The following is a 24919-nucleotide window of genomic DNA, read 5'->3' as shown; positions in this document are numbered from 1 at the left end:
ATGAGTTCAATCACTGAGCCCGCCGCCGTGGAGGACACGGCGGCGGGCCCCGCGAAGGCCACCGGGCGAGGGCCCTGGCGGCTGGTCTGGGACCAGCTGTGGGCCAAGGGATCGGCCCGGTTCGGCCTGATCACCGTCGCCGTGCTCGTCCTGGCGGCCGCCCTCGCCGACCCGCTGAGCTCGCTCGGCGGCTGGACCCCCGAGGAGTTCGACAAGCGCGCCGTCGACCCCTACATGGGCGGCACGCCGATCGGCGACTTCGGCGGGATCGGCAGCCGGCACTGGCTCGGCGTCGAACCCGGCTCGGGCCGCGACCTGTTCGCCCGCGTCCTGCACGGCGGGCAGGTCTCGCTGCTGATCGCGTTCACCGCGACCGCGCTGGTCGTGGTCGTCGGCACCCTGGCCGGGATCGTGGCCGGCTACTTCGGCGGCCGCGCCGACGCGGCGCTCTCCCGGCTGATGGACCTCACGATGTCCTTCCCCTCGCTGATCTTCATGATCGCGATGATGTCGGTGGCCAAGGACGTCAACCGGATCCTGCTGATGACCCTGGTGATCGGCCTGTTCGGCTGGCCCGGCATCGCCCGCGTGGTGCGCGGCCAGACCCTCTCGCTCAAGCACCGCGAGTACGTCGAGGCGGCCAAGGTCGGCGGCGCCCGCTCCTGGCGCATCCTCACCCGGGAGATCCTGCCGAACGTCTCCGGCCCGATCATCGCCTACACCACGCTGCTGATCCCCGGCATGATCGCCACCGAGGCCGCCCTCAGCTACCTCGGCGTCGGCGTCCGCCCGCCCACCGCGTCCTGGGGGCAGATGATCGCGGAGAGCATCCTGCACTACGAGACCGATCCGACGTACTTCCTCATCCCGACGGTCTTCCTCTTCATCGCGGTGCTCGCGTTCACCCTGCTCGGTGACGCGCTGCGCGACATCCTCGACCCCCGGGGAGGCCGGTCGTGATCATCTACCTCGGTCGCCGGCTGATCGGCGTCACGGGCATCCTGCTCGCGATCTGCGCCATCACCTTCACCATCTTCTACCTGCTGCCCAACGACCCGGCCGCGGCCGCCTGCGGCAAGACGTGCAGCCCCGAGCGGCTCGACGCCGTCAAGGCGGCGATGGGCCTGGACAAGCCGGTCTGGGACCAGTTCGGCAGCTACCTGGCCGGCATCGTCGCCGGCCGCGACTACGGCAGCGGCCCCAGCGCCGTGCACTGCGGCTTCCCCTGCCTGGGCTACTCCTACGAGTACGGGCTGCCGGTCTGGGACCTGCTCACCGACCGCCTGCCGGTCTCCGTGTCGCTCGCCTTCGGCGCGGCGCTGCTCTGGCTGGTCCTCGGCCTCGGCGCCGGCGTCACCTCGGCCCTGCGCAAGGGCAGCCTCACCGACAAGACCCTGATGGTGATGTCGGTCGGCACCGCCTCGCTGCCGGTCTACTTCACCTCGATCATGCTGATCTGGGGCGTCGTGCGGACGGCCGGCCTGCTGCCCTACCCGTCGTACCACGCGCTCACCGACGACCCGTTCGGCTGGGCGTCCAACCTGCTGCTCCCCTGGATCGCGCTGGCCCTGCTGTACGCGGCCATGTACGCCCGGCAGAGCCGCAACTCGATGATCGAGACGATGGCCGAGCCGTACATCCGCACCGCCCGCGCCAAGGGCCTGCCCGCCCTGACCGTGACGGTCAAGCACGGGCTGCGCTCCGGGATGACCCCCATCCTGACCATCTTCGGCATCGACCTCGGCGGCCTGCTCGCGGGCGCCGTCATCACCGAGTCCATCTTCGGCCTGCCCGGCGTCGGCCGGCTCTTCTACGACGGGCTGATCCGCTCCGACCAGCCGGTCATCCTCGGCGTCACCCTGCTCGCGGCCTTCTTCATCGTCGCGGCGAACCTGCTGGTCGACCTGCTCTACGCGGTGGTCGACCCGAGAGTGAGGTACTGATGGCACTGTTGGAGGTCGAGGATCTCGCAGTCTCCTTCGACACCCCGCGCGGCACCGTCCGGGCCGTCGACGGCATCTCCTTCACCGTCGCGGCCGGGCAGACCCTCGGCCTGGTCGGGGAGTCCGGCAGCGGCAAGTCCGTCACCTCGCTGGCCGTGATGGGCCTGCACCGCGGCGCCGCCGTCAACGGCTCGATCCGGCTGGCCGGGCAGGAGCTGAACGGGCTGGGGGAGCGGCAGCTGGGCACCGTCCGGGGCCGGCGGATCGCCATGATCTTCCAGGACCCGCTCTCCAGCCTGCACCCCTTCTACACCGTCGGCGAGCAGATCGCCGAGCACTACCGGGTGCACTTCAAGGCCTCCCGCAAGGCCGGCCGCGCGCGGGCCGTGGAGATGCTGGGCGAGGTCGGCATCCCCGAGCCCGCCCGCCGGGTGGACGAGTACCCGCACCAGTTCTCCGGCGGCATGCGCCAGCGCGTGATGATCGCGATGGCCCTCGCCTGCGAGCCGGACCTGCTGATCGCCGACGAGCCGACCACCGCCCTCGACGTCACCGTCCAGGCCCAGATCCTCGACCTGATCGCCCGCATCCAGCAGGACCGCGGCCTCGGCGTCGTCATGATCACCCATGACCTCGGCGTCGTCGCCCGGGTCGCCCACGAGGTGCTCGTGATGTACGGCGGCCGGGCCGCCGAACAGGCCCCGGTGGAGCGGCTGTTCAGCGCCCCCGCCCACCCGTACACCCGCGGGCTGCTCGACTCGCTGCCCCGGCTGGACGACACCGACGACGCCCCGCTGCGCGCCATCCCGGGCAGTCCGCCGTCGCTGATCGCCCCCGCCCCCGGCTGCTCCTTCGCCCCGCGCTGCGCCCGCACCACCGCCGCCACCGCCGAGGAGCACGCCCGCTGCGTGGCCGAACGCCCCGCGTTCGGCCCGCTCGCCCCCGGCCACCAGGCCGCCTGCCACCTGCCGCTGGTGCCACTGGGAGCCCGCTCATGACCGACCGACCGCTGCCCGCCCAGTCGTCGGCCGCCGGGCCGCGCCCCGCCGAACCGCTGCTGTCCGTCCGGGACCTCGTGAAGACCTTCCCCGGCAGGCGCAGCCGCAGCGGCCGGGCCGGCGCCCCGATCCGGGCCGTCGACGGGGTGGGCTTCGACGTCGCCAAGGGGGAGACGCTCGGCCTGGTCGGCGAGTCCGGCTGCGGCAAGTCCACCACCGGGCGGATGATCGTCCGGCTGATCGACCCGACCTCGGGCACCGTCACCTTCGACGGCACCGAGATCGGCGGCCTCTCGCAGGCCGCGCTGCGCCCGCACCGGCGGGACCTGCAGATGGTCTTCCAGGACCCGTACTCCTCGCTCAACCCGCGCCAGACGGTGGCCCGGATCATCTCCGAACCGCTGCTGGTCCAGGGCGCCGGGGCGGCCGACGCCCGCAAGCGCGCCGCCGAGCTGATGGAGCTCGTCGGGCTGATCCCCGAGCACCTGGACCGCTACCCGCACGAGTTCTCCGGGGGCCAGGCGCAGCGGATCGGCATCGCCCGCTCGCTCGCCACCTCGCCCCGGCTGGTCGTCGCCGACGAACCGGTCTCCGCGCTGGACGTCTCGATCCAGGCGCAGGTGGTCAACCTGATGGAGCGGCTCCAGGACGAACTCGGCCTGGCGTACGTCTTCATCGCGCACGACCTCTCGGTGGTCAAGCGGGTCTGCGACCGCGTCGCGGTGATGTACCTCGGCCGGATCGTCGAGATCGGTGCCAAGGAGGAGGTGTACGCCAACCCGGCCCACCCCTACACCCGGGCGCTGCTCTCTGCCGTACCGCTGCCGGACCCGGCGGCCGAACGGGCCCGCGAGCGGATCGTGCTGCTCGGCGACCCGCCGAGCCCGGCCAACCCGCCGTCCGGCTGCAGCTTCCACCCGCGCTGCCCGAAGGCGCAGGAGATCTGCCGGACGGAACGGCCGCTGCTGCAGATCGCCGGCCCCGGCAGCCGCGAGGCGGCCTGCCACTTCCCCGAGAACTAGCCGGCCACGGACGGCCGTACCGTCCTGCCTCCCCCACGCGGGGCGGTACGGCACCATCGAGGGTCCGTCCGCGGACCCTCCCACCGACCCCCGGTCGGGCGCGGCGGGGAGCCTTACGAGGGCCGCGCCCGACCGGGTTCCACGGACCGAAGGCCCGCCTCCCAGGTGCACTCACCTGGGAGGCGGGCCTTCGGCGCGTGTGGCGGCGTGTGTGGCGGCGGGGGAGGGGGACCGGCCGGCGGTGGTGGCCGGGGCCGCGTCTCTGCCTGCGTTCCTGCCCGCGTCCGCTGTGCTCGCGCCGGTGCCTGCTGTGCCGGTGCCTGCTGTGCCGGTGCCTGCTGTGCCCGTGCCTGCTGTGCCCGTGCCTGCTGTGCCCGTGCCTGCTGTGCCCGCGTCCCCGCTGCTGGGGCCGCGGCCCGTGACCGGGCACCGCGGGGAGACCCGGCCCGGCGGGTACGCGGGAGGGCGGGAACGCGGGACGGCCCCGTCCCCGGAAGAATCCGGGGCCGGGGCCGTCGTGGTGCGGTCGGGCGGGCCTCAGGAGGCCGGGCCCACCCGCACGGTGGTGATCCGGCCGCCCTGGGCCTCGCGCACCACCTCGATCTTCGTGTTGGTGTCCGGCACCTTGACCCCGAGCTGCGGGGTGGCCGGGTCGCTGTACACGCCGGTGCGGTCGTTGAAGGCCGGGACGGCAGGCTCGGCGCCGATCCGGGCCGGGACGCCGCCCTTGTGCAGGGTGAAGGCGGTGGTCGGCTTCAGCGAGAAGGTCGCGTCGAAGGTCTGCGCGCGGCCGTTGACCAGGGAGCCGTCGGCGAACCGGATCGGCGTCGGGTGCGCGTCGATCGGCAGGATCAGGCCGCCGCCCGGGTGGTCCTTGGTGTTGTTGTCGCCGTAGCCGGTGTCCCAGAGCCAGACCAGCACGCCTTCCTGGTACGGGTAGTTGTCGACGATGTCCTTCTTGCCGTCGATGCCGCTGTAGCCGAAGTTGTACGGGCCGGTCTTCAGGAAGGCGCCGTAGCCGGCGTAGCGGCGGTTCTCCACCAGGTAGGCGCGCGGGTGCTGCTTGACCGCGGTGCGGCCGGTGACGACGGTGAACCCGGTGGGGGTCCAGCCGTTGGCACCGTTCTCGGCGCCGTCGGTGAACAGCTCGGTGGAACCGGCGGCGATCCGGACGGCGTCGACCAGGACGCCCCGGCCGTGGGTGTTGCCGTCCGAGGTGACGTGGATCCGCACGCGCACCTGCTGTCCGGCGTACGCGTCGAGCGGGATCGACAGCTGCCGGTAGGTGCCCGAAGTGCCGCTCAGCCCCGGGGTGTTGGCGGTGGTGTTGCCGATCGGCGTGCCGTCGACGGTGCCGCCGAGCGGCTTCCAGCTGCGGCCGTCGTCGGTGGAGGCCTCGACACTCAGGAAGTCGTAGTCCTGCTCGATGTCGTACCAGGCGGCGGCGGTCAGGGTGACCGGGCCGCTCACTGTGCGCAGGTCGACCGTCCGGGCCAGCGAGTTGTCCAGGTTGTCGCCGGTGTCGCTCCACCAGTGCCTGGCGCCCTGGTAGGGGTCGGTCAGGTCGGTGCTGGTGGTGCCGTCCGGCAGGTGCACCAGGACGGCCTGGGCCTGGTCGGTGTTGTAGCCGCTGACGCCGAGGGCGTGGCTGGAGCGGGTGGCGGCCTGCGCCTCGTCGTAGTTGAGCCAGCCGAACTGCAGCTTGCTCCAGGCGTCGAGGTCACCGGGGTAGCCGCCGGTGGTGTTCTTGCCCTTGCCCAGGTACGAGCCGGAGGACATCAGTGACCAGAAGTTGACGCTGTTGTCGCCGCCGCTGGTGCTGTACAGGTCGGGCAGGCCGAGGTTGTGCCCGAACTCGTGGGAGAACAGGCCGACTCCGCTGTTCTCGCCGCCCTGCACGTAGTCGTAGACGTAGAGCCCGGTGTCGCCGACGGGCGCTCCGCCGATCTTGTTGCCCACCGGGCCGGTCTGGCCGGTCGGGTCCGGGAAGGTCCAGCTTCGGTGCGCCCACAGCGCGTCGGCGCCCTGTGCGCCGCCGCCCCACGTCTCGTCGACGCCGGCGTGCACCACGATCACGTTGTCGAGGTAGCCGTCGGGCTGGTCGAAGTCGCCGTCCTTGTCGTGGTCGTAGCGGTCGTAGACGTCGTACTGGGCCAGCTCGGCCTTGACGTCGGCGACCGTGCGGCCCTTGGCGATCTCGCCGTCGTACCAGGCCTTGACCGCGTCCCGGATGAACTCCTGCCCCTGTGTCCAGGCGCCGGAGCCCTGCGGGCCCTTGTTGCTGCCGTAGCGCGCCTCGTTGTACGGCAGGGTGACCCAGTCGCTGACGGTGCCGTCGACGTCGTACCGGCCGGAGGACTGGGTGCGGTAGTAGTTGCGCATCGAGACCGCACCGGGCGTGTCGTCGAAGAACATCTGCTGGTAGTAGCCGCGGTCGAAGTCCTTGGTCCAGAGCGTGTGGTTGTCGCTCCTGCCGGGCTTCGGGACGGTGTTGTGCTGCGGGCCGGGCGTCCCGCCGTAGCGGGGCTGGCCGTTGTACTGGGTGGTGTTGTCCACCTCGTCGCCGAACTGGGCGAGGATGACGAAGACCTTGTCCTTGCGCTGCTGCGCGAGCTGGACGTAGTCGTTGCCGATCTTCACCTTGCCGGGCGCCCGCTGGTCGGCGGTCTTCGCCACGGCGCCCTTGTTGAGCTGCTCCAGCGCCTTGGTGCGGAGCGACTGGCGCTCGCGCTCCTGCGGGGCGAGCGGGCCGGGCGGGGCCTCGGCGCCGCCGTCCTCGGCGGCCTGGGCGGTGACGGCCTTGGTGGTGGCGGGCGAGGGGGTGGCGGCCTGGGCTGGGGAGCCGAGGAGGGTGGCCGCTATCGCGCTCGTGGTGAGCGCGGCCGCGAGTGTCGCGGACAGTCTGCGCAACTGACCGGTCCTTTCCGGACGATGGGGTGGTCGGAGGGACGACCGTCGGGTGGGGAGCGCAGGTAATATTTCACATGTCATGGGTCACACGGAAGATGTGGGGCCCCAAAGACGGCCGGCCGCTCCCCTCGTGGGGGAGCGGCCGGTGCGGAGCGGGCCGTCGCCGGCCCGGGGTTCAGCCCGCGGTGTACTCCACCGCCACGCTGACCAGCGCCAGCCCGCCGAGGACCAGCCCCAGGGCGGGCCGGCCGGCGGCGTGCAGGGCCACTGCGCCGACCGCGAAGACCACCAGCTTGAGGGTGATCTCCGCGGCCAGCGGCAGCCGGACGGTCGGCCCGCCCGCGGCCAGGAACAGCCCCCAGGTCAGGGCGGCCAGCGCCGGCGCCCCCACCCCGAGCAGCGTCCTGGTGAGCGGGCTGGAGCCGGTGGTGAAGCCCCAGTAGCAGAGCGCCGCCAGCAGCCCCAGCTCCAGGGCGAAGGCGAGCCCGCCGTTGACCGCCGTCACCGGGGTCCACTGCCGCTGCGAGACCGGGCCCGGTCTGCTGATCCTCATCCGTCCACTTCCTCCCCGTCAGGTCCGCCGCCCGGGCCGGGCGGTGATCCCAGCGGGAGTGTGGCAGCCGGCCGGGCCCGCCACAACGGACGGGCCGCGACGGATCGGGGCGGGGAGGAAGTGGACGGACGGGCCGGGTCGGGCGGCCGCGGCGGATCACCCCAGGGAGGTCCGCAGGAAGGCGAGTTCGGCCTGGGCCACCTGCTCCTGGACGCCGCCCGGGGTCATGTGGGTGACGCCGGGCAGCGGCAGCACGCTGTGCGGGCGGCCCGCCCGGGTGAGCGCCTGGGAGAGCAGCAGGGTGTGCGAGGGGTGGACGTTGTCGTCGGCCAGGCCGTGGATCAGCAGCAGCGGCCGGGTGAGTGAGGGGGCGTCGGCGATCAGCGAGTCCGCGGCGTACCCCTCGGGGTTCTGCTGCGGCAGGCCGAGGTAGCGCTCGGTGTACGCGGTGTCGTAGGCGCGGAAGTCGGTGGGCGGCGCACCCGCGCAGGCGGCGTGGAAGACGTCGGGGCGGCGCAGCACGGCGAGCGCGGCGAAGTACCCGCCGTAGGACCAGCCGCGGACGCCGACCCGGCCCTGGTCGAGGTCGGGGTGGTCGGCGGCGAGGGCCCGCAGGGCGGCGATCTGGTCGTCCAGCGCCACCTGGGAGAACCGGCGGAAGATCGTCCGGCTGAAGGCGGGGCTGACGAACGGGGTGCCGCCGTTGTCGGTGGTGACCACCGCGTAGCCCTGGTCGGCCCACCACTGCTTGAGCTGCCAGCGGCGGGGCTCGTTGGCGACGGCCTGGTAGCCGGGCCCGCCGTAGACGTCCAGCAGGACGGGCAGCCGGCGGCCGGGCACGTGGCCGCGCGGGTACACCACGGCGGTCGGCAGGCCGCGTTCGGTCACCCGGGCGAGCCGCGGACGCACCCGGTGGGGCAGCGCGGCGGAGCGGTCGGTGAGGAGGCGCTCGCCCCCGGCGCGGTGGACGATCCGGCGGACGCCGTCCGGTCCGGCGGAGGTGAGCAGCAGGGTGTCTCCCGCGGCGAGCGCGGAGTGCACGCCAGGGCCGGGGCTGAGCCGTTCGGCGGGGCCGCCGTCCGGGTCGACCAGGTGGACGTGCTGGTCGAACGGGTCGCCCTCGCCGGTCTCGCAGAGCAGCCGGCCGCGCAGCCGGCCGACCACCCGGCGGATCTGCAGGCCGGTGGTGTCCAGCGGTTTGCCGTCCACGGCGAGGCCGCGCGCCTCGGGGGTGTCGTGCACGGTGAGCAGCCGGCCGTCGTCCAGCCGGGCCGGCGTCCCGGGCAGGTCGTCGACCCAGAACTCGTCGCTGGTGCGCGAGAGTTCGGTGGACTCGCCGGTGGCGGGGTCGGCGGAGAGCAGCAGGACGTGCTGCTGCAGCCGGTCGGCGACGGTGAGCAGCACCTCGTCGGAGCCGGACCACTCGGCGGCGCAGAGGTAGGGGAACTGCACGGCGTCCCAGCGGAGCCTGGTCCGGCCGCCGTCCAGGCCGAGGACCCAGAGCTGGACGTCGGCGTTGGGGCCGCCGGCCTGCGGGTAGGCGAAGTCCTCCGGCTGCTCGCCCGGGCGGGCGGGGTCGGCGAAGTACCGGCGGGGCAGGGCGGATTCGTCGACCCGGGCGGCCAGCAGGGCGCCGCCGTCCGGGCGCCACCAGTGGCCGCGGGAGCGGCCCAGCTCCTCGGCGGCGGCGAACTCGGCGACGCCCCAGCGGGCGCCGTCGGCGGGGCTGAGCGGTTCGGTGGCGGGGGTGACGTACAGGGTGTCGTCCGCGACGTACGCCGTGCGTCCGCCGGTGGCGTCCGGTCGCGGGTCGAAGGCGGGTCCGGCGGTGTGGAGTTCGGCGCACTCGCCGGTGCCGGCGTCGGCGCGGAAGAGCCGGCCGTCGAGGGTGAACACGGCGACGGAGAGGTCGGCGGTGGCGGCGAAGGAGCCGATGCCGGCGGCGGTGAGCCGGATCCGCTCGCGCAGCCGGCGCTCGGTGGCGGGGAGGTCGGCCGGGGCGCCGGTGCGGCCGGGGGCGAGGTCGGTGGGGGAGGCGAGGAGGCGCTCCTCGCCGGTGGCCAGGTCGAGCAGGTGGAGCCGGTCGACCTGGTCCTCGGGGCCGGTGGAGCGGAGCAGCAGCAGTCGGTCGCCCTCCTGGCTGAGGACGATCGACCGCGGGGCGCCGAAGGCGAAGCGGCCCGTGCGGGCGCTGAGGGAGAGGTAGGGGTCGGTGATGGTCACCGCCCGATGTTCTCCGCGCCGACGGTTGCGGACCAGTGGTACGACATGTGAAATGTCACACATCACTATGGCATCATCGTGCCGGATCACCCCCGGCACCCACGTGCCGGATCACCCCCGGCACCCACGTGCCGGATCACCTCCGGCACCCACCACCGACCCGCCCGTGGAGGCGAAGTGAGCGAGGACCTGCGGACCGCCGAACCCCCGGCGCCGCTGCCCGGCACCGGGGAACTGTTCACGCTGGACCGCGCGGTGGTCCACCTGAACCACGGCTCCTACGGCGCGGTGCCCGTCCCCGTGCAGCAGGAGCAGCAGCGGCTCCGGACGGAGCAGGAGCTCGACCCCGACGGCTTCTTCGCCGACCTGCCCCACCGGGTCGCCGCCGCCCGCGCCCGGCTGGCCGCCGAGCTCGGCACCGACCCGGCCCACCTCGCCCTGCTCGCCAACGTCACCGAGGCGGTCTCGGTCGCTCTGGACACCGTCCCGCTCGCGCCCGGTGACCGGATCCTGGTCACCGACCACGGCTACGGCGCCGTCACCGAGGCCGTCCGCCGGCGCGCCGCGGAGGCCGGCGCCGAGGTGCACACCGTCCGGGTGCCGCTGACCGCCCCGGACGAGGAGGCCGTCCGGGCGGCCGTGCTGGCCGCGGCCGGCGGCCGTACGGTGCTCGCCGTGCTCGACCAGCTCAGCTCGCCGACCGCCCGCCGGGTCGCCGGCCCGGCGCTGCTGGCCGCGCTGCGCGAGCGCGGCGTCACCACCGTGGTGGACGGCGCCCACGCTCCCGGGGTGCTGGCCTCGCCGGTCGAGCCGGACGCCGACTTCTGGTTCGGCAACCTGCACAAGTGGGCCTTCGCCCCGCGGGCCACCGGCGTGCTCGCGGTGCGCCCCGAGTGGGCGGCACGAGTCCGCCCGCTCATGGTCTCCTGGGAGCACCACCGCGGCTTCCCGGCCAACGTCGAGTGGCGCGGCACCTACGACTGCACGCCGTGGCTGGCCGCCCCGGCCGGCTTCGACCTGCTGCACCGGCTCGGCCCCGCCCGGGTGCGCCGGCACAACGAGCAGCTGGCGGCCCACGGTGCGGCGGTGCTGGCCGACCGCCTCGGCCTGGAGCCGCTGCCGGCCACGCCGGGCGTCCCGATGCGGGCGCTGCGCCTGCCCGCGGGCGTGGGTGCGACCGACGAGGCCGCGGTGGCGGTGATGGCGGAGCTGTGGCGGCGGCACGCCGTCCGGACGGTGGTGCGGCCGTGGCCGGGCGGCGGGGTGCTGCGGCTCAGCGCGCAGCTGTACAACCGGCCGCAGGAGTACGGCGTGCTGGCGGCGGGCCTGGCGCAGGTGCTGGGGCGGGCCGGTCTGCGGGTCTAGCCGGGGGCGTCCGGCCCGGAGCCCGCGCGCAGTTCGGCGAGCAGCACGTTCCGGTCGTCGATCAGCCCGGTGAGGATCCGCCGGGCGATCCGGAGCAGGTCGGCCACCTCGGCGCCGGCCAGCGCGTACACCACGGTGCTGCCCTCGCGGCTGGCGGTGACGATGCCGGACCGGCGCAGCACGGCGAGCTGCTGGGAGAGGCTGGACGGCTCGATCTCCAGCTCGGCCAGCAGCTCCCGGACCGGCGTCGGTCCGGCCTGGAGCAGTTCCAGCACCCGGATCCGGATCGGGTGGCCGAGCATGCGGAAGAACTCGGCCTTGGCCTGGTACAGCGCGACCCCCACGGGGCTCCCTCCCTTGCCGCCCGGTCCGTTCAGATCTCCAGCGCGAGCTCGATCCGCTTCAGCTGGTGCCGGGCCATCGCCAGGTTGGAGCGGGTGCGGTTGAGCGCGAGGAAGAGGAAGAGCCCGCGGCCGTTGGGCATGGTGAGCGGCCGCAGCAGGTGGTACTGGCTGGTCAGGCTGACCAGGATGTCCTCGATCTCGTTGTCGTGGAGGTTGAGCAGCTCCATGGCCCGCATCTTCGCGCGGACGACGTCGGTGTTGCCGGCGGCGGCGACGTTGAGGTCCAGCTCGCCGCCGTCGCCGAGCGAGCCGAGCGCCATGCCGCTGCCGTAGTCGACCAGCGCGATGCCGATCGCGCCGTCGATGGACATGGCTTCCTTGAGCGCGGTCTCCAGATTCGCCATCGTCTTCTCCTCCTGTAACCGGGGGACTCCCGTGCGTGGTGGCTGTGGAACCGAATGTAGGCAGCGCGGCGCCGTTCCAGCGGGGATGATCGAAGACTTTCGAATACATCCCTGGAGCGACCGTTACCTGATCGTCTGGTGGCTGCTTGAAGACATTTGCAACTATGGATGTGAGAGAGAACCGATCCGGTGCCGCAAAAAACGGTGCTATCGATGTCGGTCCTCCCGGGTAACCTCTCGCTGAGATGCGAGATCACACCAACCACACCCGGACGGCGATGAACACCCCTCAGCCCGAGCAGCCCGACGACCGGGAGCTCAACCCCGCCGAGGCGTACGCGGCCTTCCGCCGCCGGGCCAAGGAGCAGGCCACCGCCCTGTACGGCTTCCAGCAGCTCTACGACTTCCCGTTGGACGACTTCCAGATCGAGGCCTGCCGGGCCCTGGAGGACGGCGAGGGCGTGCTCGTCGCCGCGCCCACCGGCTCCGGCAAGACCATCGTCGGCGAGTTCGCCGTCCACCTGGCCCTCCAGGGCGGGCGGAAGTGCTTCTACACCACGCCGATCAAGGCCCTCTCCAACCAGAAGTACGGGGACCTCGTCAAGCGCTACGGCGCCGCCAAGGTCGGCCTGCTCACCGGTGACAACACCGTCAACGGCGACGCACCCGTGGTGGTGATGACCACCGAGGTGCTGCGCAACATGCTGTACGCGGGCTCCAGCACCCTGAACGGCCTCGGGTACGTGGTCATGGACGAGGTGCACTACCTCGCCGACCGGTTCCGCGGCGCCGTCTGGGAGGAGGTCATCATCCACCTCCCCGAGTCCGTCACCCTGGTCTCGCTCTCGGCCACCGTCTCCAACGCCGAGGAGTTCGGCGACTGGCTGGACACGGTGCGCGGCAACACCCGGGTGATCGTCTCCGAGACCAGGCCCGTCCCGCTCTGGCAGCACGTGATGGCCGGCAACCGGATGTACGACCTGTTCGCCAACCCGGACCGCGACGGCCGCCCCAAGGACGCCCCGCGCAACCCGGCCAAGGCGGTCAACCCCGAGCTGGTCCGGCTGGCCCGCTCCGAGCTGGACCGCAACCCGCGCGACAAGTTCGGCCGCGGCCGCGGCCGCTCCATGCCCAACGGCCGCCCCGGCCGGGTCTGGACGCCGGGCCGGGTCGACGTGATCGACCGCCTGGACGCCGAGGGCCTGCTGCCCGCGATCACCTTCATCTTCAGCCGGGCCGGCTGCGAGGCCGCCGTCCAGCAGTGCCTCTCCTCCGGCCTGCGGCTCAACAAGGAGGAGGACCGCGCCACCGTCCGCGCCATCGTCGAGGAGCGCTGCGCCGACATCCCCGACGAGGACCTGCACGTCCTCGGCTACTTCGAGTGGCTGGACGGTCTGGAGCGCGGCATCGCCGCCCACCACGCGGGGATGCTGCCCCGGTTCAAGGAGGTGGTCGAGGAGCTCTTCGTGAAGGGCCTGGTCAAGGCCGTCTTCGCGACCGAGACCCTCGCGCTCGGCATCAACATGCCCGCCCGCTCGGTGGTCATGGAGAAGCTGGTCAAGTGGAACGGCGAGACCCACGCCGACATCACCCCCGGCGAGTACACCCAGCTCACCGGCCGGGCCGGGCGGCGCGGCATCGACGTCGAGGGCCACGCCGTGGTGCTCTGGCAGCGCGGCCTCGACCCGGAGGCGCTGGCCGGCCTGGCCGGCACCCGGACGTACCCGCTGAAGTCCTCGTTCCGGCCGTCCTACAACATGGCCGTGAACCTCGTCTCCCAGTTCGGCCGGCACCGCTCCCGCGAGCTGCTGGAGACGTCGTTCGCGCAGTTCCAGGCCGACCGCGCGGTGGTCGGCATCGCCCGCCAGGTCCAGCGCAACGAGGAGGGGCTGGAGGGCTACCGCGCGTCGATGACCTGCCACCTCGGCGACTTCGACGAGTACATGAACCTGCGCCGCGAGCTCAAGGACCGGGAGAACGAGCTGGCCCGCGAGGGCAGCGGCCAGCGCCGCGCCGCCGCCGTCGAGGCCATCGAGCAGCTCAAGCCGGGCGACGTCATCCACGTCCCCACCGGCAAGTTCGCCGGCCTCGCCCTCGTCCTCGACCCCGGGCTGCCCCCGGTCAGCCGCAACGGGCGCGGCGCCACCCGTCACCCGGACTACCAGGACGGCCCGCGCCCGGTGGTGCTCACCGCCGAGCGCCAGGTCAAGCGGCTCGCGATGATCGACTTCCCGTACCCGGTCACGGCCGTCGAGCGGCTGCGCATCCCCAAGTCCTTCAACCCGCGCAGCCCGCAGTCGCGGCGCGACCTCGCCTCCGCGCTGCGCACCAAGGCCGGCCACCTGGAGCCCGAGCGGTTCCGCCGGGGCCGCGCGGCCGCCGCCGACGACCCGGAGATCACCCGGCTGCGCGCCGTACTGCGCCAGCACCCGTGCCACGGCTGCGACGAGCGCGAGGACCACGCCCGCTGGTCCGAGCGCTACCACCGGCTGCACCGCGACACCGAGCAGCTGGAGCGCCGGATGCGCTCCCGCACCCACACCATCGCCCGCACCTTCGACCGGGTCTGCGGCCTGCTCACCGACCTCGGCTACCTCAGCGGTGACACCGTCACCGACGACGGCAAGCGGCTCGGCCGGCTCTACGGCGAGCTGGACCTGCTCGCCTCCGAGTGCATCCGCGAGGGCGTCTGGCGCGACCTGGCCGCCGCCGAGCTCGCCGCCTGCGCCTCGGCGCTGGTCTACGAGTCCCGGCAGTCCGACGACGCCGCCGCCCCCAAGGTGCCCGAGGGCAACGCGAAGGAGGCGCTCGGCCAGATGGTCCGGATCTGGGGCCACCTGGACGCCCTGGAGGAGCAGCACCGGATCAACACCGCCGAGGGCGTCGGCCAGCGCGAGCCCGACCTCGGCTTCGCCTGGGCCGCGTACCGCTGGGCGCTCGGCCACAGCCTGGACCAGGTGCTGCGCGAGGCCGAGATGCCGGCCGGCGACTTCGTCCGCTGGACGAAGCAGCTGATCGACGTGCTCGGCCAGATCCAGGACGCGGCGGGTGAGGACGCCGAGCTGCGCAAGACCGCCCGCAAGGCCGTCGACGGGCTGCGCCGGGGGATCATCGCGTACTCCTCGGTGGGCTGAGCACGGCTCTCGTCCGCGGTGATGCCGGCCTTCGGGACTTCTCCCGAAGGCCGGCATCGTGCTGCCCCGGCCCGGTCGGCGGGATTCACTTCGGGTGCCGGGGCAGCCGGGAAACGCCGAAGGGGCCCGTCGCGGACGAAGGGCCCCTTCCGGGCAGCGGGCAATGAGCTGCGGTCAGCGGGCGGCGGCCAGCGTCTCCAGCACGCGCTCCAGTGAGGTGCCGAGCCCCCACCGGGCGGCCAGCGCCTCCAGGGTCATCGGGTCCAGCGGCTCGGCGGGCAGCGCCGGGTCGAAGTCGGGCAGCGGCGCATCGGCGGCCACCCGGACGACGGTCGGGGCCACGTCCAGGTAGGCCGAGCCCTCGACCAGGTTGCGGCGCCGGGCCGGGGTGAGCCGCGAGCCGATGTCGAGCGCGGCCGCCCGGATGCCGGCCAGGTCACCGTACTCGTGGATCAGCTGCGCCGCCGTCTTCTCGCCGATCCCCCTGACGCCCGGCAGGCCGTCGCTCGCGTCTCCGCGCAGGGCGGCCATGTCCGCGTACTGCGCGCCGTTGACGCCGTACTTCTCCACCAGCAGGGCATCGTCGGTGACCTGGAGGTTGCCCATGCCCTTGACGGGGTAGAGCACGGTGATCTCCCGGGCGTCGTCCACCAGTTGGAAGAGGTCCCGGTCGCCCGTGACGATCTGGACCGGGCCGGTGGCGCGGGCGGTGAGGGTGCCGATCACGTCGTCGGCCTCGTAGCCGGGGGAGCCGACCCGGGCGATGCCGAGCGCGTCCAGCACCTGCTCGATCACCGGTACCTGCGGGGCGAGCGTGTCCGGTACCTCCTCCTCGCCGTCCTCGGCGGCCTCGGCGAGGCGGTGCGTCTTGTAGGAGGGGATGAGGTCCACCCGCCACTGCGGCCGCCAGTCGGCGTCCATGCAGGCGACGAGCTGGTCGGGCCGGTGGTCGTGGACCAGCCGGGCGATGAAGTCCAGCAGGCCCCGGACGGCGTTGACCGGCTCGCCCTGCGGGGAGCGCAGGGAGTCCGGGACGCCGAAGTAGGCGCGGAAGTAGAGGCTCGCGGAGTCGAGCAGCATCAGTCGCGGTGCGGTCACGCCTCCGATCATGCCGTACGAGGGGGACACTCCGCCGGGTCCGCGCGGATGACCCGGGGCCGGGGCCGGGGCGGGGGCCGGGGCGGGTGTGGTGCCGGGGCCGTTCCTGTGCGCCGCGACAGTTCCCGCCCGGCTCCTGCCGGCGCCGGTCGGGGTGATCGGACTCTGCGCCCAGGACGGCCACGGTGACCAGGCCACGGCCCGCGCGGCGGCGCGCAGCGGCGTGCCGATGGTCGCGTCGACGCCGACCGTCGACCCGCTGGAGGACGTCGCCGCGGAGTTCGGCGACACCCGGCTTCTTCCCGCATCCCGGGCGCTCACCTCCCGCTCGACCGACGACGACCTCCGGTCGGGCCCACCCTCGCCGTCCGGGCGGGGCCGGCGAGCCGGGGCGCCCACCCGGACGAACGGGCTCCCGGCGCTGTCGGCGACGTCGTGCGGCAGCGGTCGGGCCCGTGCTCAGTGTTCGTGCGGCCCGGCCCGGTGGACGGGGCCGTGCGCGTCGGCGCAGTGCTCGGGGGAGAGGTCGCCCGGCGTGGTGATCTGGAGCAGCGCGCCCGCCTCGTCCTCGCCGACGTGGTCGACCTGGAGCGTGCTGTGCGTGATGCCGTACTCGCCGGCCAGCTTGCGCTGGAGCTCGCGGCGGACGGCGTGGCAGTCGCCGCCCGGGGTGACCAGGATGTGCGCGGAGAGGGCCGGCTGGTTGGAGGTGATCTCCCAGATGTGCAGGTCGTGGATCTCCTCGACCAGCGGCTGGGCGACCAGCCGGTCGGCGACCGTGTCCGGGTCGATGCCGGCCGGGGCGGCCTCCAGGAAGATCCGCCCGGAGTCGCGGACCAGGCCGATGCCGGCCTTCAGCATCAGCGCCACCACGATCAGCGAGGCGATGGCGTCGGCCCGGGAGAAGCCGGTGGCCAGCATGACCGCGCCGGCCACGGCGGTGGCGATGAACGCGTAGAGGTCGGTGACCACGTGCTGGAAGGCGCCCTCGACGTTCAGCGAGCTGCGGTTGGCCCGGGACATGCACCAGGCGGCGGCCAGGTTGACCACGATCCCGACCAGCGCGGTGACCAGCACCAGGCCGCCGGCGACCTCCGGCGGGTCGAGCAGCCGGGTGACGGCCTCGTAGCCGAGCCAGGCCGACAGCACCAGCAGGGTGACGCCGTTCGCCTGCGCGGAGAGGATCTCGGCGCGCTTCAGCCCGTAGGTGTACCCGCCGCGGGCCGGCCGCGCCGCCAGCCGCATCGCGACCAGGGCGAGCACGATCGACGCGGCGTCGGTGAGCATGTGCGCCGCGTCGGAGATCAGCGCCAGCGACTCGGCGGCGAAGCCGACCACGACCTCGCCGGCCATGAACACCACGATCAGGGCGAGGGCGCTCAGCAGCCAGCGGCGGTCCGCGTCGGCGGCCACGCCGTGCGAGTGCCCGCCGTGGCCGTGACCGTGACTGTGCCCGTGGCTGCGACCGGGGCCGTGGCTGTGGGCGTGGTCGTGCTCACCGGGCCCGCCGTTCAGGTCATGCGCATGATCATCGTGGGAATGCTCGTGCCCGGCCATCGAAGTCCTCTCCTGGAAGCACGGGGACAGCAGTGGGGGGTGCACCTGCCCTGCACCCGAAGTGAACCGCAGATCGAACGAAGATCCAAAGGCTGCACTGGAGACCGTTGTCATTGCCGCGGCGTAACCCCCGTCCGGTATCGTCGCGCCGCCACTGAGCAGGGGAGACGCAGCATGGAACGGACCGGACGGGTCGGCCTCGCCACGATCGCCCGTGAGTGGGGGCGGATCGGGGTGCTGGGCTTCGGCGGGCCGCCCGCGCACATCCTGCTGCTGCGCAGGCTCTGCGTGGAGCGGCGCGGGTGGTTGGGCCCGGACGAGTTCGAGGACGGGATCGCCGCCACCAACCTGCTGCCCGGACCGGCCTCCACCCAGCTCGCCGTGTTCACCGCCTGGCGGCTGCGCGGCGCCCCAGGTGCGCTGGTCGGCGGGGTCTGCTTCGTCGCACCCGGGCTCGTCCTGATCCTCGCCCTCTCGGTGCTCTTCCTGGCCGGCGACCCGCCGCTGTGGGTGCTCGGCGCGGCGGCGGGCGCCGGTGCGGCCGTCCCGGCGGTCGCGGTGCAGGCGGCGACCTCGCTGATCCCCGGCAGCCTCGCCCGGGCGGGCCGGGGCCGGTCGGCCCGGGCCTGCTGGGCCGGGTACGCGCTGGCGGGCGCGGGCGCGGCGGTCCTCACCGGGCCGTGGCTGGTGCTGGTGCTGATCGCCGCCGGCCTGGCCGAGGTCGCCGTCCGGGCCCGCGGCCGCGGGCGGCCGGGCGCTGCCGCCCTGGCGGCCGCGCTGCCGGCGCTGCCCGTGCTGGGCGGGCTCGGCGCGGTGGCCTGGGTGGCGTTCAAGGTGGGCGCGCTCTCCTACGGGGGCGGCTTCGTGATCATCCCGCTGATGCAGGACGACGCCGTCCACCGCTACCACTGGATGACGGACGGACAGTTCCTCAACGCGGTGGCCCTCGGGCAGGTCACCCCCGGCCCGGTGGTGCACACCGTCGCCGTGGTGGGCTACGCGGCCGCCGGGATCGGTGGCGGGCTGCTGGCGGCGGCCGTCGCCTTCGCGCCCTCCTTCCTCTTCGTGATCCTCGGCGGCCGGCACTTCGACCGACTGCGGGCCGACCGCCGGGTGCAGGACTTCCTCACCGGCGCCGGCCCGGCCGTGATCGGCGCCATCGCGGGCTCGGCCGTGCCGCTCGCCGTCGCGCTCGGGCACGGCTGGCAGTGGGTGGTGCTGGCGGCGGCGCTGCTCCGGCTGGCCGTGGCCCGCAAGGGTGTGGTGCTGACGCTGCTCGGGGCGGGCGCGGCCGGTGTGCTCGCCGCGGTGGCCGGGCTCCCGGTGGCCTGACGCCCACCGGCGGTCGAGGCGGTCCGGCGGCAGCTCCCGCGGAGCCGGGCGGGACAGGTCGGGACAGGTCGGGACCGGGCGGGACCGGCGGAGCCGGGCGGGACCGGTCGGCCGGCGGACAGGGCCGAGTGGGTGGGACCGGCGTCAAGCGGGTGGCGGTCCTCGCCTGTTCGGGTGATGCGGGTTTGCATGATCGCTCACCGCCCCGCCATGATCACCGTCCGTGAAGACCGCAACGGTGGAGGTCGTCCACTGGCTCGCCGAACTGGAGCCGGTGGCGGAAGACTTGATGAACCGTCACCTCGCCACGGCGCGCGAGTGGTTCCCGCACCAGTACGTGCCCTGGAGCCTCGGCCGGGACTTCGACGGCCCGCTCGACGGGGAGCCCTGGCACCCCGGGCAGTCCGCGCTCGTCCCCGCCGTGCGCTCCGCCCTGGTGGTCAACCTGCTCACCGAGGACAACCTGCCCGGCTACCACTGGACGATCGGCTCCCGGACCTCCCGCGACGGCGCCTGGGGCGCCTGGCTGCACCACTGGACCGCCGAGGAGGACCGGCACGCCGCCTCGCTCCGCGCCTACCTGCACGCCACCCGCGCCGTCGACCCGGTCGCCCTGGAGCGCGCCCGGATGGCGCAGGTCGGCGCCGGCGGCGTCCCGGAACCGGACGGCGTGCTCGGCGTGGTCGGCTACGCGGCCGTGCAGGAGCTCGCCACCCGGGTGAGCCACCGCAACACCGGACGCCTCAGCGGCGACCCGGTCTGCGAACGCCTGCTCGCCCGGGTGGCACAGGACGAGAACCTCCACATGGTCTTCTACCGCGAGCTGCTGCGCGCCGCCCTGGACGTCGATCCGGACGCCGTCCTCGTCGTCCTCGACGCCACCGTCCGCGACTTCGCCATGCCCGGTCAGGGCATGCCCGGCTTCGCCCGGATGGCGGCCGAGGTCGCCGTGGCCGGCGTCTACGACCTGCGGGTCCACCACGACGAGGTGCTGCTGCCACTGCTGCGCGCCCTCCGGATCCCCGAACTGACCGGCCTTGGCCCGGCGGGCGAACAGGCCCGCGACCGGATCGCCGCCCACCTGGCCCGGCTGGACGCCCGCGCCGCCCGGTTCGTCGAGCGCCGCGCCCAGGCCCTCGCCGTCCGCGCCCGCCGGGCCGCCGGCGCCCCCGCCGGCGCATGACACCCGAGCCCGCCCGGCCGACCAGAGGAGCGTCATGACCATCACCACCACCGGCACCAGCGCCGCGGACATCGAGTTCCACTACGACCTCGGCAACGACTTCTACGAGCTCTGGCTCGACGGGACGCTCGCCTACACCGCGGCCAAGTGGGACGGCATCCCGCGGGACGAACCGGACTCCACCGGCCTCCACCGCGCCCAGCGCGCCAAGCTGGACCACCACCTGGACCTCCTCGGCGCCGCCCACGGCGCCGGTGCCCGCCTGCTCGACGTGGGCTGCGGCTGGGGCGCGCTGATGCGCCACGCCGTCGCCGAGGGCCGCGCCGCCTCCGTCACCGGGCTCACCGTCTCCCGGGCCCAGTACGCCTACCTCACCGCGCTCGGCCTGCCCGGCGCCGAGGCCAGACTGGAGAGCTGGGAGGACCACCGGCCCGAGCGGCGGTACGACGGCGTGGCCGCGGTGGGCTCCTTCGAGCACTTCGCCACCGCCGGCATGAGCCGCGCCGAGCGGCTCGGCGTCTACGCCCAGTACTTCGAGCACTGCCACGGCTGGCTGCGCCCGGGCGGCCGGATGTCCCTGCAGAGCATCGCCTACGACGGCGTGGCCGACGGGAGCGGCCCGGTCGGCGAGTTCGTCGGCAGCGACATCTTCCCGAACGCCAGGCTGCCCCGGCTGAGCGAGATCGTCGGGGCCGCCGACCCGTACTTCTCGGTGGCCGTGCTGCACACCTCGGCCGAGGACTACGCCCGCACCCTCGCGGCCTGGTCGGCCCGGCTGCTGCGGGCCCGCGGGCAGGCCGAGCGGCTGGTCGGCGAGGACGCCTACCGGCGTTACCGCCGGTATCTGCGGGCCTCCGAGGTGACGTTCCTGCGCGGCGCCGCCACGCTGTACCGGATCGGCTTCGTGCGGCGTGACGAGCCGCTGCGGCTGCCGGTCTGAGGCCGGGCGCGTGCGGCACGGAACCGCGCCGGTGAGCGGGCGGCGGGCGTGGGCGGCGGTGGCCGTCGTCTGCGCCGCGCTGTTCCTGCTCGGCCTCGACTTCACCGTCCTCAACGTGGCGGTCCCCGGCCTGCGGGCCGACCTCGGCCCGACCCTGGCCGAGACCCAGTGGATCGTCGACGGCTACGCCCTCGCGCTCGGCGGCTGCGTGCTGGCCGCGGGCGCCCTCGGGGACCGCTACGGCCGGCGCCGGGCGTTCGCCGCCGGGCTGGTGATCTGCGCGCTCGCCTCCGTGGCGGGCGCGACCGGCGACGGCCCGGCCCGGCTGGTCGCCGCCCGCTGCGCGATGGGGCTGGGCGCGGCCCTCTTCATGCCGGCCACCCTCTCCACCGTCGTGCACGTGCTGCCGGACCGGGACGACCGGCGGCGGGCGATCGGGATCTGGGCGGCGGTGGCCGGGGTCGGCGCGCTGTTCGGCCCGGTCGCCGGCGGTTGGCTGGTCGAGCAGTACGGCTGGCAGGCCGCGTTCTGGCTGAACGTCCCGGTGGTGGCCGCGCTCCTGGCCGCCGTCCCGGTGCTGCCCGAGTCGCGCGACCCCGGGGCCCGGCCGCTCGACCGGCCCGGTGCGCTGCTCTCCTGCACCGGGCTGCTGGCGCTGGTCTGGGCCCTGATCGAGGCGCCGGGGCACGGCTGGACCAGCCCCGAGGTGCTGGCCGCGTTCACCGCGGCGGCCCTGCTGCTGGCCGGGTTCACCCGGTGGCAGCTGCGCTGCGCGGCACCGATGGTCCCCGTCCGGCTGCTGCGCGGCGGCCCGGTCTGGCCGGCCACGCTCTGCCTGGCCCTGATGTCCTTCGCGATGTTCGGCGCGATGTTCCTGCTCACGCTCTACCTCCAGCAGGTGCGCGGCCTCTCGGCCTGGCAGGCCGGGCAGCGGATGGTCCCGCTGTCGCTGGGCCTCGCGGTGGGCGCGGTGCTCGGGCCGGTGCTGGCGCGCCGGCTCGGGGCCCGCACCCCGGCGGCCGGCGGCCTGCTGCTGATCGCCGCCGGCTTCGTCCAACTGGGCCGGCTGGGCCCGGACTCGGCGGACCTCCCGGTGCTGGCCTTCGAGGGCGTCTCCGGCCTCGGCGCCGGGCTGCTCGCCCCGGTCGCCACCGAACTCGTGATGAGCGCGGTGCCGCCGGCCATGGCAGGGGTCGGCTCCGCGCTCAACGACGCCACCCGCCAGGTCGGTTCGACGCTCGGTGTGGCCGTGCTGGGCTCCGTCCTGGCCACCGCGCTGGGCGGCGGCGGGACGGGCGCGCCGGTCTCGCCGGCGGCGTTCACCGAGGGACTGGCCGATGCCTCCTGGGCGGGCGGGGCCGTCGCGCTGCTCGGTGTGCTGCTCGCCTGGCTGCGGTTGCCCGGGCGCGGCCCCGGGGCCGTCCCCGCGTCCGGGGCGCGGCCCGCCCTGGTGCCCGACCCGGACGGCTGAACCCGCCCGCCCCCGCCCTCGTCTCCCGCCCGCTGCCCCGCCCCCTGCCCCGCCCGTCGTGCCGTCCCGAAAGGACCCCGCATGTCCGCCAGCTACCAGATCCTCCGCGACTGCCTGGTCGAGGAGTTCGACGTCCCCGCCGAGCGCGTCGCCCCCGACGCCGCGCTCGCCGCGCTGGAGCTCGACAGCCTCGCGCTGGTCGAGCTGTCCCTGCTGGTGGAGGAGCGCCTCGGCGTCACGGTCGCCGACATCCGGCCGGACGCCACCCTCGGCGAACTGGCCGCCTGCGCCGATGCCGGCCTCGCGGCAGGTGCGGTCAGTTGAGCGGACGCACGGTGGCCGTGACCGGGCTCGGGCTGGTCACCCCGGCCGGGTTCGGGACGGCGGCCACCTGGGAGCACTTGCTCGGCGGGGAGCCGACGGCCCGGCCCGACCTGGAACTGACCGGCCTGAACGTCGACTTCAGCTGCGCCGTCGGCCCGTACGACGCGACCGGGCTGCTCGGCGGCCGGCTGGCCCGCCGGCTCGACCGGTTCGCCCAACTGGCCGTCCTGGCCGCCCGGGAGGCGGTCGCCGACGCCCGGCTCGACCCGGTCTGCTGGGACGGTGCCCGGGTCGGCGTGGTGCTCGGGGTCAGCGCCACCAGCGTGGAGACCCATCGGGTCGAGTACACCCGGCTGGAGCGGGGGCGGCCCGACCGGGTCTCCCCGCTGATGCTGCCGCGCAGCATCCCCAACATGGCGGCCGGCGAGGTCAGCCTCGACCTCGGGGCGCGCGGGCCGAGCCTGGTCACCAGCACCGCCTGCGCCTCCGGCACCACCGCCCTCGCCCTGGCCTGCGACCTGCTCCGGGCCGGCACATGCGACGTGGTGCTGGCCGGCGGCACCGACAACCCGCGCTCGCCGATGGTGGCGACGGCCTTCGACCGGCTCGGTGCGCTGTCTCGGCGCCGGGAGGACCCGGCCGGCGCCTCCCGGCCGTTCGACGCCGGCCGGGACGGCTTCGTGCTCGGCGAGGGCGCCGGCGTCCTGGTGCTGGAACGCCTCGACCACGCCCGGGCGCGCGGCGTCCGCCCGCGCGCTTACCTGGCGGGCCACGGCTCCTCCGCCGACGCCTACCACTTCACCGCCCCGCACCCGCAGGGTGAGGGGCTCGCCCGCGCGATCGACACCGCGCTCGCCGACGCCGGGCTGGCGCCCTACGAGATCGGGCACGTCAACGCGCACGGCACCGGCACCGCGCTGAACGACCCGGCCGAGGCGGCCGCACTGCGGAGGGTCTTCCGCCGCCCGCCACCGGTCACCGCGAACAAGAGCGTGATCGGCCACACCATGGGCGCCGCCGGGGCGATCGAGGCGGCGCTGACCGTGCTGAGCCTGCAGCACGGGCTGATCCCGCCGACCGCCAACCTCGACCGGATGGACGAGCGGATCGACCTCGACGTGGTCACCAAGGCGCCCCGGCAGGTCGCCCTGCAGGCGGCGGTCTCGGTGTCCTGCGGCTTCGGCGGCCAGAACGCGGCCGTCGTGCTGACGGCGGCCTGACCGCCCCGGCCCCCGCCCGGTTCCGACCCGACCCCGACCCCGACCCCGACCCGGAGCACCGCCATGCCCACCAGCCCCGCCCCGCCCGCCCCCGCCGCCCGCCCCGCCGAGGCCCGCCCCGCCGAAGCCCGCCCGCGCCGGCGCGGCGGCCCGCTCCGCCGGGCCCGGCTCGCCGCCGCCCGCCTCTACAGCCGCCTGCTGATGCACCACCCGCCCACCGACTGGGCCGCCCCGCGCGCGGACGGCCGGTACGGGCCCGCCGCGCCCGCCGACGACCGGCCGCTCACCCTGCTGATGCTCGGCGACTCGCTCGCCCAGAGCCTCGGGGCGAGCCGGGCCGAGGAGACCCTCGGCGCCCGGCTGGCCCTGGCGCTCGGCGAGCACCTCGACCGGCCGGTCGACCTGCGCGTGCTCGCCCGGGTGGGCGCGACCACGACGGACGTCCGGCGGCAGGTGGCCCGGTCCGCCCGGCTGCGGCCCGGGATCGCCGTCCTGATCGTCGGCGGCAACGACGTCCTGCTCCCGCTGCCGGTCGGCCGCTCCGCCCGCCGCTTCGCGCACCTGGTCCGGGCGCTGGCCGAGGCCGGCTGGCAGCTCGTCGTGGTGCCCTGCCCGGACCTCGGCCACGCGCCCGGTTTCCGGGCCCCGGCCCGGTGGGTGGGCGCCCGCCGCTCGCGGCGGCTGGCCCGGCTGCAGAGCCGGGCCGCCGAACGGGTGGGCGCGGTGCCGGCGCCGTCCGGCGGCCCCGAGTTCCGCGCCCGGGCCGGCGAGCTGCTCGGCCCGGACGGCGTGCACCCGTCCCCGCAGGGGTACGCCGAGCACGCCGCCCGGATGGTGCCCGGCCTGGTCACGGCGGCCGGCCGGCCGGGCCGCACCGACCCCGTCACCGCCTGAGCGG

At 74.6% G+C, this 24919-nt stretch carries 20 protein-coding genes and 1 pseudogene; 14 read left to right on the top strand and 7 right to left on the bottom strand.

The genetic code is table 11. The annotated features are described in order from the left end of the window. The 4 genes from OH807_RS10490 to OH807_RS10475 are packed head-to-tail and all read left to right on the top strand — an operon-like array spanning position 1 to position 3963. The gene (locus OH807_RS10490; RefSeq protein WP_406196759.1) at positions 1–960 is read left to right on the top strand and encodes an ABC transporter permease; all 960 of its coding nucleotides are present in this window, start codon (positions 1–3) and stop codon (positions 958–960) included. Further along, positions 957–1943 carry an ABC transporter permease gene (locus tag OH807_RS10485; RefSeq protein WP_406196756.1) on the top strand — a complete coding sequence of 329 codons (987 nt, stop codon included), beginning with the start codon at positions 957–959 and terminating at the stop codon, positions 1941–1943. The genes OH807_RS10490 and OH807_RS10485 overlap by 4 nt, the downstream gene beginning before the upstream one ends. Continuing rightward, positions 1943–2941, top strand: a complete 999-nt coding sequence (locus tag OH807_RS10480) for an ABC transporter ATP-binding protein (protein WP_406196753.1) — start codon at positions 1943–1945, stop codon at positions 2939–2941. Before OH807_RS10485 ends, OH807_RS10480 begins: the two co-directional genes overlap by 1 nt. After that, positions 2938–3963 (top strand): ABC transporter ATP-binding protein, encoded by a 1026-nt coding sequence (locus OH807_RS10475; protein WP_406196750.1) that lies wholly within the window; start codon positions 2938–2940, stop codon positions 3961–3963. Before OH807_RS10480 ends, OH807_RS10475 begins: the two co-directional genes overlap by 4 nt. A gap of 537 nt (positions 3964–4500) precedes the next feature. On the opposite strand, the gene OH807_RS10470 is transcribed toward OH807_RS10475, so the two are convergent. The 3 genes from OH807_RS10470 to OH807_RS10460 form a co-directional block, all read right to left on the bottom strand. Further along, on the bottom strand, positions 4501–6873 hold the full coding sequence (locus OH807_RS10470) for an immune inhibitor A domain-containing protein (RefSeq protein ID WP_406196748.1): 2373 nt from the start codon (positions 6871–6873) through the stop codon (positions 4501–4503). 175 nt (positions 6874–7048) lie between these two features. Further along, the gene (locus tag OH807_RS10465; RefSeq protein WP_406196746.1) at positions 7049–7426 is read right to left on the bottom strand and encodes a YrdB family protein; all 378 of its coding nucleotides are present in this window, start codon (positions 7424–7426) and stop codon (positions 7049–7051) included. Positions 7427–7582: 156 nt separating this feature from the next. Next, positions 7583–9649 carry a prolyl oligopeptidase family serine peptidase gene (locus OH807_RS10460; protein WP_406196744.1) on the bottom strand — a complete coding sequence of 689 codons (2067 nt, stop codon included), beginning with the start codon at positions 9647–9649 and terminating at the stop codon, positions 7583–7585. A gap of 177 nt (positions 9650–9826) precedes the next feature. On the opposite strand from OH807_RS10460, the gene OH807_RS10455 reads away from it, so the two are divergent. Next, the gene (locus OH807_RS10455; RefSeq protein WP_406196742.1) at positions 9827–11014 is read left to right on the top strand and encodes an aminotransferase class V-fold PLP-dependent enzyme; all 1188 of its coding nucleotides are present in this window, start codon (positions 9827–9829) and stop codon (positions 11012–11014) included. Here OH807_RS10455 and OH807_RS10450 read toward each other — a convergent pair. Together OH807_RS10450 and OH807_RS10445 are read right to left on the bottom strand one after the other, a co-directional pair. Continuing rightward, a complete protein-coding gene (locus tag OH807_RS10450) occupies positions 11011–11358 on the bottom strand; it encodes an ArsR/SmtB family transcription factor (RefSeq protein WP_406196740.1) in 348 nt (115 codons plus the stop codon). The two genes, OH807_RS10455 and OH807_RS10450, sit on opposite strands and share 4 nt — an antisense overlap. A 29-nt stretch (positions 11359–11387) precedes the next feature. Further along, positions 11388–11762 carry a hypothetical protein gene (locus tag OH807_RS10445; protein WP_406196737.1) on the bottom strand — a complete coding sequence of 125 codons (375 nt, stop codon included), beginning with the start codon at positions 11760–11762 and terminating at the stop codon, positions 11388–11390. Between the two features lie 278 nt (positions 11763–12040). Here OH807_RS10445 and OH807_RS10440 point away from each other — a divergent pair, with 278 nt between their 5' ends. Then, positions 12041–14896, top strand: coding sequence for a DEAD/DEAH box helicase (locus tag OH807_RS10440; protein WP_406210870.1), 2856 nt, complete (start codon positions 12041–12043; stop codon positions 14894–14896). Positions 14897–15070: 174 nt separating this feature from the next. Here the strand turns inward: OH807_RS10440 and OH807_RS10435 are convergent, their stop codons facing one another. Further along, positions 15071–16006, bottom strand: coding sequence for a 5'-3' exonuclease H3TH domain-containing protein (locus OH807_RS10435; RefSeq protein WP_406196733.1), 936 nt, complete (start codon positions 16004–16006; stop codon positions 15071–15073). A gap of 121 nt (positions 16007–16127) precedes the next feature. On the opposite strand from OH807_RS10435, the pseudogene OH807_RS10430 reads away from it, so the two are divergent. After that, positions 16128–16286: pseudogene (locus tag OH807_RS10430) on the top strand (alpha-hydroxy-acid oxidizing protein); the annotation flags it as partial. 167 nt (positions 16287–16453) lie between these two features. On the opposite strand, the gene OH807_RS10425 reads toward OH807_RS10430, so the two are convergent. Continuing rightward, complete coding sequence (locus tag OH807_RS10425; RefSeq protein ID WP_406196730.1) at positions 16454–17551, bottom strand: cation diffusion facilitator family transporter; 1098 nt, start codon at positions 17549–17551, stop codon at positions 16454–16456. 174 nt (positions 17552–17725) lie between these two features. Here OH807_RS10425 and chrA point away from each other — a divergent pair, with 174 nt between their 5' ends. From chrA to OH807_RS10390, 7 genes are all read left to right on the top strand, one after another. Continuing rightward, positions 17726–18883: a chromate efflux transporter gene (gene chrA / locus OH807_RS10420; protein ID WP_406196728.1), complete on the top strand. Its 1158-nt coding sequence runs from the start codon at positions 17726–17728 to the stop codon at positions 18881–18883. A gap of 223 nt (positions 18884–19106) precedes the next feature. Beyond that, the gene (locus tag OH807_RS10415) at positions 19107–20066 is read left to right on the top strand and encodes an acyl-ACP desaturase (RefSeq protein WP_406196726.1); all 960 of its coding nucleotides are present in this window, start codon (positions 19107–19109) and stop codon (positions 20064–20066) included. 34 nt (positions 20067–20100) lie between these two features. After that, positions 20101–21006, top strand: coding sequence for a class I SAM-dependent methyltransferase (locus tag OH807_RS10410; protein WP_406196724.1), 906 nt, complete (start codon positions 20101–20103; stop codon positions 21004–21006). A 31-nt stretch (positions 21007–21037) separates the two neighbouring features. Further along, positions 21038–22477: an MFS transporter gene (locus tag OH807_RS10405; RefSeq protein WP_406196721.1), complete on the top strand. Its 1440-nt coding sequence runs from the start codon at positions 21038–21040 to the stop codon at positions 22475–22477. Between the two features lie 81 nt (positions 22478–22558). Continuing rightward, complete coding sequence (locus OH807_RS10400) at positions 22559–22801, top strand: acyl carrier protein (RefSeq protein ID WP_406196718.1); 243 nt, start codon at positions 22559–22561, stop codon at positions 22799–22801. Next, positions 22798–24021 (top strand): beta-ketoacyl-[acyl-carrier-protein] synthase family protein, encoded by a 1224-nt coding sequence (locus tag OH807_RS10395; protein ID WP_406196716.1) that lies wholly within the window; start codon positions 22798–22800, stop codon positions 24019–24021. The genes OH807_RS10400 and OH807_RS10395 overlap by 4 nt, the downstream gene beginning before the upstream one ends. Positions 24022–24084: 63 nt before the next feature. Beyond that, entirely contained in the window at positions 24085–24915 is an 831-nt protein-coding gene (locus OH807_RS10390) for an SGNH/GDSL hydrolase family protein (protein WP_406196713.1), read from the top strand. Positions 24916–24919: the final 4 nt, after the last annotated feature.

Origin of the sequence: Kitasatospora sp. NBC_01560, from assembly GCF_045208415.1 — a bacterium.
Taxonomy (GTDB): domain Bacteria; phylum Actinomycetota; class Actinomycetes; order Streptomycetales; family Streptomycetaceae; genus Kitasatospora.
The sequence above is the reverse complement of the archived record's forward strand: the minus strand, read 5'-3'. Positions and strand labels throughout refer to the sequence as shown.